The sequence below is a fragment of the Streptomyces sp. WZ-12 genome, assembly GCF_028898845.1.
GTDB lineage: Bacteria > Actinomycetota > Actinomycetes > Streptomycetales > Streptomycetaceae > Streptomyces.
Window position 1 is genome coordinate 1,740,406 of record NZ_CP118574.1, and the last position, 12,753, is coordinate 1,753,158.

The following is a 12,753-nucleotide window of genomic DNA, read 5'->3' on the forward strand; positions in this document are numbered from 1 at the left end:
CTGGGGCAGGATGGCCCGAAAGGTGATCATGTACCGGCGAGGCGGCTGTACGCCAGGGGTGCGGCGGTGGCGTCGTGGCCGTCATACCGTGGCAAGGCGCCGGCAACGGTGCGGCAACGCGGCGGCAACACCCGGCCCGCGCCGCCCCCGAGGCGGTGGCCCGCCCGCCGCGGCCCGGTACCGGCCGACCGCCGGCGGGACCGCCGGGAGGAGAGCGAGGAGGCACACCGTGCGGGTAGCACTGTTCGTCACCTGCATCAACGACACGCTCCGACCACGGACCGGGCAGGCGGTGGTGACGCTGCTGGAGCGGCTGGGCGTCGAGGTCGACTTCCCCGATGCGCAGAGCTGTTGCGGCCAGCCGCAGTTCAACACCGGCTACCGGCACGCCACCGAGCCGCTGGTGCGCCGCTTCGACCGGGCGTTCGCGGACTACGAGTACGTGGTGACCCCGTCCGGCTCCTGTGCGGCGATGGTGCGGGACAACTACCCGCGGATCGCGGCGCGGGCCGCGGCGGAGGGGCGCGGCAGGGAGCTGGCCGGGGCCGCGGCGCGGGCGGTGCCCAAGACCTACGAGCTGACGGAGTTCCTGGTGGACGTGCTGGGGGTGACCGACGTCGGCGCGTACTACCCGCACACCGTCACCTACCACCCGACCTGCCACGGGCTGCGGTTGCTGGGGCTCGGCGACCGGCCGCGACGGCTGCTGGAGCGGGTGCGGGGGCTGACGCTCAAGGAGTTGCCGGGCGCCGAGGAGTGCTGCGGGTTCGGCGGGACGTTCGCGGTGAAGAACCCGGCGGTGTCGGCCGCGATGGGCGCCGACAAGGTCCGGGCGGTCACCGGGACCGGCGCGGAGGCGGTGTGCACGGTGGACAACTCCTGTCTGCTGCACCTCGGGGGCATGCTCACCCGGCAGGGATCGCCGGTCCGCCCGGTGCACCTGGCCGAGATCCTGGCCAGCACGGAGGCCGATGCCCAGCGCAGTGGGGCCGCGAAAGAGGGGGTCCGATGAGCCGCAGCTTCCTCGGCATGCCGGCGTTCCCGCGGGCCGCGGCACTCTCCACCCGGGACACCCGGCTGCGGGCCAACCTCACCCACGCCACCCACACCATCCGCGACAAACGGGCCGGTGCGGTGGCCGAGTTGGACGACTGGGCACAGTTGCGGGCCGCGGGCGCCGCGATCAAGGACCGCACGCTCCGCCATCTCGACCACTACCTGGAACGGTTGGAGGAGTCGGTGACGGCCGCCGGTGGCCGGGTGCACTGGGCGGCGGACGCCGACGAGGCCAACCGGATCGTGACCCGGCTGGTCCGGGAGACCGGCGAACGTGAGGTCGTCAAGGTCAAGTCGATGGCGACGCAGGAGATCGGGCTCAACGAGGCGCTGGCGCAGGCGGGCATCCGGGCCTACGAGACGGATCTGGCGGAGCTGATCGTGCAGCTCGGCGACGACCTGCCGTCGCACATCCTGGTGCCGGCGATCCACCGCAACCGCGGGGAGATCCGCGACATCTTCCGCCGGGAGATGGGCCGTTGGGGCCGCCCGGCCCCCGAGGGGTTGTCCGACTCCCCCGCCGAGCTGGCGGAGGCGGCCCGGCTGCATCTGCGGGAGAAGTTCCTGACCGCGAAGGTGGGGATCTCCGGCGCCAACTTCATGGTCGCCGAGAGCGGCACGCTGGTGGTCGTGGAGTCCGAGGGCAACGGCCGGATGTGCCTGACCCTGCCGGAGACCCTGATCTCCATCGTCGGCATCGAGAAGGTGGTGCCGACCTGGCAGGACCTGGAGGTCTTCCTCCAGTTGCTGCCCCGCTCCTCGACGGCCGAGCGGATGAACCCGTACACCACCACCTGGACCGGGACCACCGACGGCGACGGGCCGCGGACCTTCCACCTCGTGCTGCTCGACAACGGCCGGACCGACACCCTGGCGGACACCGTGGGCCGGCAGGCGCTGCGCTGCATCCGCTGCTCGGCCTGCCTGAACGTCTGCCCGGTGTACGAGCGGGCCGGCGGGCACGCGTACGGGTCCCCCTATCCGGGGCCGATCGGGGCCATCCTCACACCCCAACTACGCGGCATCACCGGCCCGTTGGAACAGTCGCTGCCGTACGCGTCGTCGCTGTGCGGGGCGTGCTACGAGGTGTGTCCGGTGGCCATCGACATCCCCGAGGTGCTGGTGCACCTGCGGGAGCGGGTGGTGGAGGGCGGCCCGGTCACCCGGCGCGGGGCGCGGGTCGTCCTCAAGCCGGCGAAGGGCCACGCCGCGGAGCGGGCCGCGATGCGGGCCGCGGCCTGGGCGTTCGATCATCCGGGGGCGCTGCGCGGCGGGATGCGGCTGGCCGCACGGACCCGGCGGCTGCATCCCGGGCGGCTGCCGGGTCCGGGCCGGGCCTGGTCCGACACCCGCGCGCTGCCGGCGGTGCCCGCCGAGTCGTTCCGCGACTGGTGGCAACGCACCCGGGGCGGAGCCGACCGGTCGAGGCGAGGAGGCGTCAAGTGAGCAGCAGGGACGTGGTGTTGGCGCGGGTACGGCGGGCGCTGGCCGATGTGCCGCGGGGCGAGGGGCCCTACGATCCACCGGTCCCCCGCGACTACCACCGGGTGCACGGGTCGCGGACGACCGAGGAGACCGTGGAACTGCTCGCGGAGCATCTGGCGGACTACCGGGCGGTGGTGCACCGCTGCGCCGCCGACGACCTGCCGGCGCTCATCGGCCGGCTGTTGGCCGAGCGCGGGGCGCGGACGGTGGTGGTGCCGCCGGGGCTGGACCCGCGGTGGCTCTCCGTCGCCGAGGCGGCCCAGGTCCCGGACCGGGCCGCGGACACCGCGCGCGAACTGGACGCCGTGGACAGCGTGGTGACCGGGTGCGCGCTGGCCGTCGCGGAGACCGGCACGCTGGTGCTGGACGGCGGTCCGGACCAGGGCCGGCGCCGGATCACCCTCGTCCCGGACCACCACATCTGTGTCGTGTGCGTTCCGGACCAGGTGGTCGGGTCGGTCCCGGAGGCGCTGCCGCGGCTCTCCCCGGAGCGCCCGCTGACCTGGATCTCCGGGCCGTCCGCCACCAGCGACATCGAGCTGGACCGGGTGGAGGGGGTGCACGGCCCGCGAACGCTGGAGGTCGTCTTGGCAAGTGGCCCTGCGGCCGGCTGAGCCGGGCCGCTGCGCAGGGCTTGCTCCCCACGCTGCCGACTTTCCCGCCATGGCGCCTGCGGCGGGCCGGGCCGCTGCGCGGGGCTTGCTCCCCACGCTGCCGACTTTCCCGCCATGGCGCCTGCGGCGGGCCGGGCCGCTGCGCGGGGCTTGCTCCCCACGCTGCCGACTTTCCCACCATGGCGCCTGCGGCGGGCCGGGCCGCTGCGCAGGGCTTGCTGCCCACGTTGCTGGCTTTCCCGCCATGGCGCCTGCGGCGGGCCGGGCCGCTGCGCGGGGCCGTCGGCTGCGGTGACGGGCCTCCGGGGTGGGGGAGTAGAGAGAGACCCCAGATTCTGTCCGATCGTTGCGTACGTCAACGACTCTGGCGCTCCGGGGCATGCGAACGGCCACCCTCTGTGAGGAGGGTGGCCGTCGGGTCGTCAAGCATCAAGCGAACCACGCAGATGGGGTAACCAATCGGGCCCGCTCGTAAAGTTCCCGTGCAGCATGGTTTTTGAGGTGGGGGCGAATTCGCGTATACATAGATCGAATACGGTCGTCCGCACGGCCGGATTGAACACTCGGATAGTCATCAAGGGCGAGATTCCAGGTCTCGCAAGCTGCCTCAAGGTGTCCAATTTCTAGCTGACGCTCGGCCAGGGTGCACCGGTGGCGGACACGTGCACGTCGATACACACCCTGCCGTTGTCGGTCCGACTGCTCCAATGCGCTAACTGACCCAACCGTGTCGCCGAGTTCATACCGAACTTGACTCACGTGGTAGAGCAGTGACGACGGATCGTAAGAACCGAAAGCCTTTGCTCGGGATTCCGCCTTTTCCATAGCTGTCTCAGCTTCCCGGATATACGTCAACGCGTTACCGCTGTCACCGATCTGAGCTGAGGCGTGGGCCTGCTGACCAGAAAGGAAGGCACGCATCCTTGGGCCGGCATTTGGTGATGCGGACGCGGCGGCATCAGCCAACCGCATGGCTTGTCGCCCGTGTCCAAGGTCTACTGCTTGAACACTCATACCCCGCAGAGTTGTGCAGTACGTCAAATGATCCTCAGACGCACCGGCAAGTTCCAGCGCCTTTACGTAATACTGCTGGGCCAGCCCATGAACCCCTTCGTCAACGGCCATGTACCCAGTTAGGTAACACAAGTCGGACGCAGCCGACATCATCGCTTTACGCACTGATTCGGGGGCATCGGCCTTGAGGTACGGAGCGACTGTATTCACGAGGAACGCCGCCGCCATCGGCCGAGCATGACGGCCGCCGAACTGGTCATCAAGGTCGGAAATTCGCTCGGTCATTGCGATGACCATTTCAACTTCAGGCATTCCTACGCGCTGAGTCTGGCCCGTCTGCACAGCCTCCATTCGACCGACAACATCAGGCCAGCCTGGCACGTTGAGGGCGACAGAGAAAAGTCCAGCCTCAATAACGCTGCGGCGTGAAGGGTCCATGTCTTCCCTCCCCAAATCAACAAGCCCTTCCACGGAATTCGCACTGACATGCGATTGATTTGGGGGTGACGGAAACCCTGCCTCACTGTGCGTGACAGGGCGACCAAGTCTCCGAGCCAGGGCTTCCAAGATCAGTGTTCGAGTGCCCTCCCGTGGCATGTGGCCCTTGAGCCATTGGTGAACGGATGGCTCCCGGTACTTCACGGGCGTTCGCCGTTCGGTGCCGATGCGGTTGACCTCTTGTGCGAACTGACGGAGCGTCCAGCCAGTCTCACGGTGCAGTCGCTCAAGACCTCTGTTCGGTTCAGGCGTACCCACGTGCGCTCAACTCCTCGGACTGGTCGGGCACTTAAAGCTCTTAAAAGCCACTCCCGTTGCCACGGTACCGCTGTGCACGGCAGTCGAGTTGCCTAGAGCGAGCACAGACCACCCGTCAAAGCGTCACCCACACCCAACGTGGGGCCCCAGGTACGGGACACCCCGGCGACCGTCCGCACGGCCCCGGGGCATGGTCACCAACCGCTAGGAGGTTGACGACATGCGCCAACATAGCGCGTGGATCATCGAACTGGTCTTGAAAGTCTTACTGCCCGCACAAGGGCGTCACCGGTCCACCAACCAACCGCCCACCACCAAACGCCCGGACACGCCGCAGGAGCGGCGGTTGCAGCGTTCCCGGCGGCGGGCGGTGTGGCTGGCGACGGTCGGAGTCGATGCCGGGCCGCGTTGGATTCACGGTGTGGAGGTGGCTGGCTAATGCCCAGTCTGAGCGACCCCGTGCACCTGGCGGACCCGTTCCCGGAACCGAAGCCGGTTGAAGGGTGCGACGTGTGCGCCGAGTTGGTGAAGCAACGAGCCGAGCACCGGAAGAACGGGAAGCGTGCACTGGCCGCCATGTGCACGCTGGAGTTGGAGAAGCACGTCCACAAGCGGAAGAAGAAGAGCTGATGCCCGGTATACGCGGCATCGTCAAAACCTGGTTGTGGATCGAGGAGTGGTGGAACCGCCACGCCAGGTACCGAGACCTGTACCGCCAACTCGACGCCTGGCGGGACGACTTCAAGGCCCGTTCCGCGTGGGTGGACGCCCTGACTGACGATGAGTTGGAGGAGATGCAGCAGCGTCTCGCTGACTGCATCGAGGCCATACAAGGCACGGCCGGCGAAGCGTCGGAACCTCCGGGCGGTGCGTCATGACGGGGGCGGGGAGGGTCCTGCAATGGACGCTCCAAGCGAATTCGGGACCCACGTACGTGGGGAAGTGCTGGGACTGCACGAAGTTCAGTCTTGGTACTCCTTCCAAGGATGACGCCCGGAGTTGGTGTCTTCAGCACGTGGGAGCCACCGGTCACACCGACTTCGACGTAACGGCGGAGGAGTCCTTTGTCGCCGTACTTGCGGAGCATCCGGCGACGTAGACGAGGGCGGGGCCGCTGCTGGTCGCCTCGCCCGCACAGTTGTCCCGCCCTTTCCTGGGGTTCCGGGGAAGGGCGGGATCACCCCGCATGAGGGGTATCCGTTCTCGTCATCGTCAGTGCGAGAACAGTCAACATCATGATCATCAATCTGAAGGAGATCAGTTCATGTGTCCTGAAAGCCCGAGCGGGGATCACGACATGCAGCCGGATGGTCCTTTCTTGTACCGGTGCACTTACTGCGGGGGCACCACCGCTCAAAGCCATTAGCGAAGATCATCGGTTATAGTGTAGTCGCCTGGCTGGCGGAGCATTCAGGCGACGAAAGGACCCGTCAGCGTGGGGCTGGCGGGTCCTTTGCTGTCAGCGTTTGATGTGGTGCCAGGTTTGCAGCACGTGTAGCGGGTCGAGATTCAGGATTGAATCCGCGTGTTCCTTTCTCAGATCTCGCCATGCGTAGAGTGCGCAGGCTTGGATGATTGACTTCATTTTGTTGGGTTTGGGTGCGTCGCCCCTGCGGTAGCGGCGCATTTGTCGATCGGAGACGATTCGATCGGTTATGCATTGCGCCTCAAATGGCGTGATGAGTGGTAGCCAATCGTCCCAGGTTTTTCCGAAAAGGATGGGCGCGATTCCTTCGGCGTCGAGTAGTTCCGTCCCCTCCAAACTGTTGGATTCCTTGCCTACTGTCGTGGCACTGGGAGCATGAATCCACTGACGCCGTAGTATTCCTCGCATTGGCGGCATGCAGGGTTGGCCACTTAGGTCTTCGAATTTCCATTCTGGGTGGACGGCGTAGTCGTCGATGACGTCTTGGAAGACAACGAGCGGCGGGCGTTTGATGGGCTTCTCGGGGTTGTTTCTGTCCACCCATGTCACGCGGTCCCATTTGCTGCTGTCGGACTCGTAGGGCGCGATGAGCAGCCCCCCTTGCGGGTCTCGGTACATGGGCTGCACTTGCCCGATCATCATGAAGTTAAAAGGCTTCATTTGCTGCGGGTAGGGCTTTTTCGCATTGAGGGTGCGGAAGGCGTTGTAGAGGCCCCAGGATGAAACGCTGTGCGGCATGAGGGCGGGGAGGGTTCCCCATTCGGGTTCTTCGTCATCGAGGATGGCACGCCACAGTTTCTCAATCCAATCTTTGTGCTTTCCCTTCTTCGGTGCCATGAGATAGCCGAGACCATGCTCGGAACTCTTGACGATGTTCCCGGCCGCATCGGTGAGTACGTAGCGTTTAGCGCTGACGACGTAGGCGTATCCGTCAAATTCTCGTTTGAGCATGTGGGGCACGAGATCACGGTCATAGGGGTTCAGTGCGTCGAAGCGTTCAATGATGGTGTCGGGATCAGTGCCGGTTACCGCACAGGAATCTGTGTCCATGAACGCGTAATATCCGCCGGAGTCCAGAACGATTTTTTCCATGAGTGCGAGCATGAGCCGCGCCCCGGAAGTCGGCATGGTCGCCAGTGGCGGATAGCAATACTCGCCTGGTGTTTCCTTGACTGTGCTGATACGTTGGGTTACTCCGGAACGGTGCAACAGTTTGCCCGGTGTCGGTTGGGCGAATTTCTTGCGGTTGACCTGGGCGAAGATTCCGTAACTTCCGGAGTTCACCACGGTCTTAAGGAGCGCCGCCAATTGGGGGTCGGAGTTCTTGACCCGTTGGCGCTCCTCCACTGCGTATTTGAAGAAGTCTTCTTCCGGGGATACTTCGATGCGTCCCAGGAGTGAGACCGGTTGAAGTGAGGGGGCGCGGCCGGCCGACGTGAACCGGTACGCTTTGAGCACCTTCGGGGCCTTTCCGGTGAGGAGGGTGGAGGCGATTACGTCGGGAATGGCGTACCAGAAGGGTTCGGTGGCGCTGAAGTAATTGACGCCGATGTTTGGCGTCTCGTTCGGCCCGTATTTCGCGCGGACTGGTAGCACGTCTTTATCCGGCATGACTTGGGCTATGCCGACGAAGCTAGGCCAGTTATCGGGGTTCAGGCAGTAGTCCACATCGACGCTGCTTAGGTCGAGATCGAATTCCACGGCTTGAATGTCGGCGGACGTGATCAGGTCCCACAAGCCCATGAGGTGACCGACGGTGGGATACATAGATGTGAAGTCGAGAACGCTGACGGGAGCCGTGGTGCGTCGGATGCGTGCTTCGGCCCGGCCGCCGAAGAAGGTGGACATGGTGAACCCCAACACGTCGTCCGGGACTGAGGAACGCCCCATGTGCGGAGTGATGCCCATGGATTCGAAATAGCCTTTCGCCAGTGTGGCGGGCGAGTAGACCTGGTGGGCCAGTTTGGGGATGGGGTGCTTGTAGAACTCGGACAGCATGGCGTCGAAAAGGCGGGCGGTCGCTGCTACGTCCTCACGGCAGTAGTCGATGTACTCCGGGGTGATGACGCCGTGTTCCACCACAGGGTTCTTACCCTCAACGCTGAACGCCCGACAGGCGGATTCGAGGCTGTGAGGCGTGCTGGTCAGTCCGAAGGCCAGCGTGCGACAGTCGATGAACAGACCCCGCCATTTGTGCTCGGGAGTCGTGCCCCACCCTATGAACGACTTCTTCGAGTCCAAATGCTTGACTCGCAACCTGGGGCGCCAATGGTCGTTGTCCTCCCAGAGTTTGAAGGAGAATCCGCCATCGTAGAAACCTCGCGCGGCTCCTACGTCTACGGCGATTCGGGAAATGTCGAAGGGGAGGTTGAAGCCGACTACTCCCATGCGGTACCGGTAGGCGCGTCGCCACAGGTAGTGTTCAACGAATTCGGAACGCGAAAGGAAATGCAGCTTCCGATCAGCGATCGATATTGACAGGATGCGATGGTCGATCGGGGCAGTGTGGGATTCAGCGTATTCCCGCAGTGTCGCGAACCCTTCCGGATCGCGCTCCGGCAAGTCGTCCTGATAGAAGATGCCTTCCTCAATCAGGGTGAGTATCTGCCCTTCGTGGTTGAGTTCGTAGATGCGGAACGCGCCGAAGTTGAGGTTCTGTACGGTGTCGGCGGTGGTTTCCGTATCGAAAACGAGAATGTGCCTCACGGTTCGAGCCCCCGAATGATGACGTCGATGACACGCGGCTTAGTCGGAATGAGGTCTTCGGGCTTAGGCAGCGCGAGGGGTTCGGTATCCAGTGCGGGTGTCGGGTCGGAGTCCGTAGCGTTCTGCGATGCGTCGGGTGTAGGCATTCGCGATTGTCTCCACGATGATGAGCAGTCCGAGAACCATGGCGGCGGTGCGTTGGGTTTCCTGGGTTGTCCCAGAAAGGGGAACGCCTAGTGCGCCCTGGCATGCTGTGATGCGGCGGTGGCATTCGACGCATAGTCGGATGGTGGCGTTGGAGTTTCGGCGTCCGGCTATGTGGTGTTCTTCGTAGCGCACGTCTCTCCTCACGCGGTGGGGGTATAGATTGATTCGACGTTCATTTCCCCCGTGATGGCCAGTTGGTAGAGCTGCATGCTGGCTTCGGCGAGTGGGATGTTCTCCCCGGTGTCCACGTCTTGGACGGTGACACCTTCCATCGCATTTATCTTGTCGGCTTGACCTTTCTTAGCCCACACCTTGGCCGCGTTCCAGTGTTGAGCGACTTTGCTCCGGTCGGCTTTATCGAGCCGCACCCGCCGTAATCCCGCGTCAGTGAGAACGTTGATTCTCTTAGCGTTGCGTACTCGGTAGGCTGTGAAGTCGGCCGGCCGCCGGGCAGCGTCGCGTGGGTGCTCAGGGGTTTCGCGGTGACCACGTGCGGATTTGAGCGACGCCCCGGATTCGTAGGCTGCACGGTCGATGCCTTTCCTTTCGAGCCGTGCGCGGTATCCGTCGCTGAGGGCGGACCATTCACGGCGACTGGCCACTTGAGCGCCCCCTTTCAGCTACGAAAAAGGTGGGGCACACGTTCCCCATGACGCGTGCCCCACCAGCTCTTCGAGATCAGGTCAGGTAGAAGGTGGTCGCCTTCCGCCAGTCGCCCTCACTGTCCGGACGCTTTCGGGAAATCGCCCCGGTGTCGGGGTTGAACCAGTATTCGGAGGTTCGCAACCCGTCCTTGTGCATGATCGGCCCGCGTTGGCGTCCGATGCTTTCGGTAAGTTGCTTGTACTGACGGTATATCCCGGTGCCGCCGTCGTTGAGGACAGCAAGGGAGTTATCCCGCCGCATGATGACCGCTGACACAAACTCTCCATTGTCCCCCTCGTTGAATTGCCATTCGAGTGAGACGAACGGAACCGCGATCAGTTCCCGCTTGTCCTTGATGACGGAGTAAGACTCCGAGAACTTATCGAAGTCGGCGGCGTGCGATGCGACGGATTCGAATCCAGCTTCCTGGATTCGAGTGATCTCTTCGTCGGTGAAACGGGCCGCCCCTGATTCGGGGGCGGTGGTTACGTCGGTGCTTTGCGTCGCCTTACGCGGCAATTTGACCTCCGTGTGCTGCTGGTGAGCGATAACTGTAGGCATACGCCCACGGCCCGTGCCAGCGTTTACTTATTCGTCTTTTCTATGGCAGAAATCGGATTGATAGCGGAGAAATCTAACGGAAGTCCGGCACTATTGGCCTTCCTGCGATGCGAATGAATGCGGATTGCGAGGCGAATACGCAACAGAAACAGATACTTTTTCATGCAGAAGTCGCCCCGCTACCTGGCCGGTCCTTGACCGAACCCCCCGAACTACCTGGCGGGTTACCGGAGTTGGCGCCCGAGTTGCCCGTACCACCACCCTGCACCCGCATCGCGTCATCCGTGGTGACCCCCTGGGGGAGCACGAACACCGCCGGGACCTGGGCGGTGGGAGTGGCCCCGAGGTTCACGTCCTGGCCCTGCTTGCCGGACGTGACCGGCGTGCTCTGACCAGCAGGTTTCTTCGAACCGCCCTTGAACCTCTCCCACAGGTACATCGCTGCGACCCCGCCGAGAATCCACACCCACATCGGCCACGGCCCGAGATCACGAGCGAAGAACTGGCGGTCGATCGGTTCAGCCATCACGACCCCCAATAACCTGGGTAGTCGCCGAGTACGTCTGCCCCCGGTAGCGCTGCTCCGTGAGCCGGTTCCGGCGGGGCCGCACCATCACCTTGGGCTTGTTGCTCCCGGCCGTCCTGGCAGCCCTCATCGCGACGGGGGTACCGGTGTGGAGCCCCGTCCGGTCCTGGTGACTCCCTCCCGACCAACGGCGCCAGGTGAAGGTATCCATGTGCAGCTCGGCACGGATCGGGCCCGAGTCCGTCCACCTGAGGGGGTCGGCAGCAGGGCGATAGTTCCCGGCCCGCCAGTAGGGCCCCCTGCGTCGCTCCTCCGTTGCCGTTGAGGGGTTGGCGAACGCGGGACCCCCGACGCGCTCAATCGGCCCCCAGGCATGCCGTATCCGGCCGCTCTCGGGCGGTCCGCCGGACGCGTCGCCCCGTCGCAGGGTCGCCGTGTCGTAGCGGGGCCGGGTGTACGGCAAGGGGGTGCTGCTGCGGTGGCTCATCACGACCATGACCCCCCGCCGGTCGCGGCCTTGATCATCGAGGAGAACGAGGACCCAACGGAGTTGACCAGTGAGGGCCCCTGCGATCCCGGGCGCACCAGGACCATGATTCCGGCGACGATGATCACGCCGGTAAGAATGTCAATGATCTTGTTCACGTGCTCACGCTCCCGTTTCCCTGATTTCCATTTCCCTGACTTCCGTTCCCTTGAGTTCCCATTCCGGTGCCGAAGCCGCTGTTGGTGTTGGTCGGCCACGTCACGCCGGAGAACAGTGTTTGCTCCCTGGTGTCGCTGGATTGCTTCGCATTCGCTCCGCCATCACCGGATTGAAGTGCCTGTCCGAGTTTCCCCAGGGCGCCGGAGACCAACAGCCCTTCCCGGGCCGACCCTCCGTAGACCAACAGCCCGAGCACAATCAACCCGCCAAGACCCGCTGCGACCTTTCCTGTCCGGGCTCCGAATTTCGAGGCCAGCATCAGGAATACGAACGTCAGCCATACCGCGACAAGACGTTTCAGCCACGTCACCGGAGAAAATTTCTTCGCCACCAGGGGAAAGAGTGCGACGATGATCAGGGCTGCAAGGAACTCCGCTTTCACTGCCTGCGGATAGCGCCCCGTTGCCTTGGGAAGAGGAATACGCGACTTCTTACCCTGCGCCTACCCCTTCGGCACCGCGGCGCCCTTTGCCTTTCCCTGCGGCTTTCCGCCTGCTTGGTCTTTGGCTCCCTTCGCTGCAACCACCATGGCGCCAGCCTTGACGGTCGGAATCGGTGCGACTTTGGCGGCGACCGTGGCGGCTTGTTGGACCTTTTCGCTAGGCACCGCCACCCCCCTTTTCGGTTGACTGCACCTTGCCGAAGAACTGGGAGAGCATTTCCGCCATGGTTCCTTCGTGGCCGTGCACACCGATCCAAATCAGCATGGCGCCCACCCCCATGAGGACCAGCCCGATTACGTCGCCCATGATCGGCGGCAAAGGTCAGTGGCTTCGGCAATCAGCAGGCGTGCCGAGAACTGGCGGAAGAACTCCGCCAGGAGGGCGCAGGCGACCGACCCGAGCACGACACCGGCCGTGAACCTAGACTCCACTGCGGAGCCCCTTGAAACCGGCCATGAGAATGGTCGGGGAGATCAGCAGTGCGGCCAGCCACCCGACAAAGAACGCGATGACGACATGCTTATTCATGCGGTATCAACCCCCGTGAGCATTGCGGAAGACATGACGGAGAAAGGCATAGGTTCCGAACTCCGCCAGGACCAGCAGAA

14 protein-coding genes are annotated in these 12,753 nt (G+C 64.3%); 6 read left to right on the top strand and 8 right to left on the bottom strand.

All coding sequences use genetic code 11. The annotated features are described in order from the left end of the window. Nucleotides 1-229: 229 nt before the first annotated feature. The 3 genes from PV796_RS07475 to PV796_RS07485 are packed head-to-tail and all read left to right on the top strand — an operon-like array spanning nt 230 to nt 3,155. A complete protein-coding gene (locus tag PV796_RS07475) occupies nt 230-1,012 on the top strand; it encodes a (Fe-S)-binding protein (protein ID WP_274912130.1) in 783 nt (260 codons plus the stop codon). Beyond that, the gene (locus PV796_RS07480; RefSeq protein ID WP_274912131.1) at nt 1,009-2,502 is read left to right on the top strand and encodes a lactate utilization protein B; all 1,494 of its coding nucleotides are present in this window, start codon (nt 1,009-1,011) and stop codon (nt 2,500-2,502) included. Before PV796_RS07475 ends, PV796_RS07480 begins: the two co-directional genes overlap by 4 nt. Then, the gene (locus tag PV796_RS07485; RefSeq protein WP_274912132.1) at nt 2,499-3,155 is read left to right on the top strand and encodes a LutC/YkgG family protein; all 657 of its coding nucleotides are present in this window, start codon (nt 2,499-2,501) and stop codon (nt 3,153-3,155) included. Before PV796_RS07480 ends, PV796_RS07485 begins: the two co-directional genes overlap by 4 nt. 429 nt (nt 3,156-3,584) lie before the next feature. Here PV796_RS07485 and PV796_RS07490 read toward each other — a convergent pair whose 3' ends face one another. Beyond that, nucleotides 3,585-4,925 carry a tetratricopeptide repeat protein gene (locus tag PV796_RS07490; RefSeq protein ID WP_274912133.1) on the bottom strand — a complete coding sequence of 447 codons (1,341 nt, stop codon included), beginning with the start codon at nt 4,923-4,925 and terminating at the stop codon, nt 3,585-3,587. A gap of 438 nt (nt 4,926-5,363) precedes the next feature. On the opposite strand from PV796_RS07490, the gene PV796_RS07495 reads away from it, so the two are divergent. Genes PV796_RS07495 through PV796_RS42295 form a run of 3 tightly spaced genes read left to right on the top strand, consistent with a single transcriptional unit; the run spans nt 5,364 to nt 6,024 of the window. Continuing rightward, complete coding sequence (locus tag PV796_RS07495; protein WP_274912134.1) at nt 5,364-5,555, top strand: hypothetical protein; 192 nt, start codon at nt 5,364-5,366, stop codon at nt 5,553-5,555. Then, on the top strand, nt 5,555-5,803 hold the full coding sequence (locus PV796_RS07500; protein WP_274912135.1) for a hypothetical protein: 249 nt from the start codon (nt 5,555-5,557) through the stop codon (nt 5,801-5,803). The genes PV796_RS07495 and PV796_RS07500 overlap by 1 nt, the downstream gene beginning before the upstream one ends. Beyond that, nucleotides 5,800-6,024, top strand: a complete 225-nt coding sequence (locus PV796_RS42295; protein ID WP_446750567.1) for a DUF7848 domain-containing protein — start codon at nt 5,800-5,802, stop codon at nt 6,022-6,024. The genes PV796_RS07500 and PV796_RS42295 overlap by 4 nt, the downstream gene beginning before the upstream one ends. Nucleotides 6,025-6,384: 360 nt before the next feature. On the opposite strand, the gene PV796_RS07505 is transcribed toward PV796_RS42295, so the two are convergent. The 7 genes from PV796_RS07505 to PV796_RS07535 all read right to left on the bottom strand — a co-directional run bounded on the left by PV796_RS07505 (nt 6,385) and on the right by PV796_RS07535 (nt 12,451). Continuing rightward, nucleotides 6,385-9,057 (bottom strand): hypothetical protein, encoded by a 2,673-nt coding sequence (locus PV796_RS07505; protein WP_274912136.1) that lies wholly within the window; start codon nt 9,055-9,057, stop codon nt 6,385-6,387. 347 nt (nt 9,058-9,404) lie between these two features. Then, complete coding sequence (locus PV796_RS07510) at nt 9,405-9,866, bottom strand: hypothetical protein (protein WP_274912137.1); 462 nt, start codon at nt 9,864-9,866, stop codon at nt 9,405-9,407. 76 nt (nt 9,867-9,942) lie between these two features. Further along, nucleotides 9,943-10,428 (bottom strand): hypothetical protein, encoded by a 486-nt coding sequence (locus PV796_RS07515; RefSeq protein WP_274912138.1) that lies wholly within the window; start codon nt 10,426-10,428, stop codon nt 9,943-9,945. 202 nt (nt 10,429-10,630) lie between these two features. Continuing rightward, on the bottom strand, nt 10,631-10,996 hold the full coding sequence (locus PV796_RS07520; protein WP_274912139.1) for a hypothetical protein: 366 nt from the start codon (nt 10,994-10,996) through the stop codon (nt 10,631-10,633). Between the two features lie 486 nt (nt 10,997-11,482). After that, nucleotides 11,483-11,641, bottom strand: a complete 159-nt coding sequence (locus PV796_RS07525; protein WP_274912140.1) for a hypothetical protein — start codon at nt 11,639-11,641, stop codon at nt 11,483-11,485. Beyond that, complete coding sequence (locus PV796_RS07530) at nt 11,638-12,084, bottom strand: hypothetical protein (protein ID WP_274912141.1); 447 nt, start codon at nt 12,082-12,084, stop codon at nt 11,638-11,640. Before PV796_RS07530 ends, PV796_RS07525 begins: the two co-directional genes overlap by 4 nt. A 217-nt stretch (nt 12,085-12,301) precedes the next feature. Beyond that, complete coding sequence (locus PV796_RS07535; RefSeq protein WP_274912142.1) at nt 12,302-12,451, bottom strand: hypothetical protein; 150 nt, start codon at nt 12,449-12,451, stop codon at nt 12,302-12,304. Nucleotides 12,452-12,753: the final 302 nt, after the last annotated feature.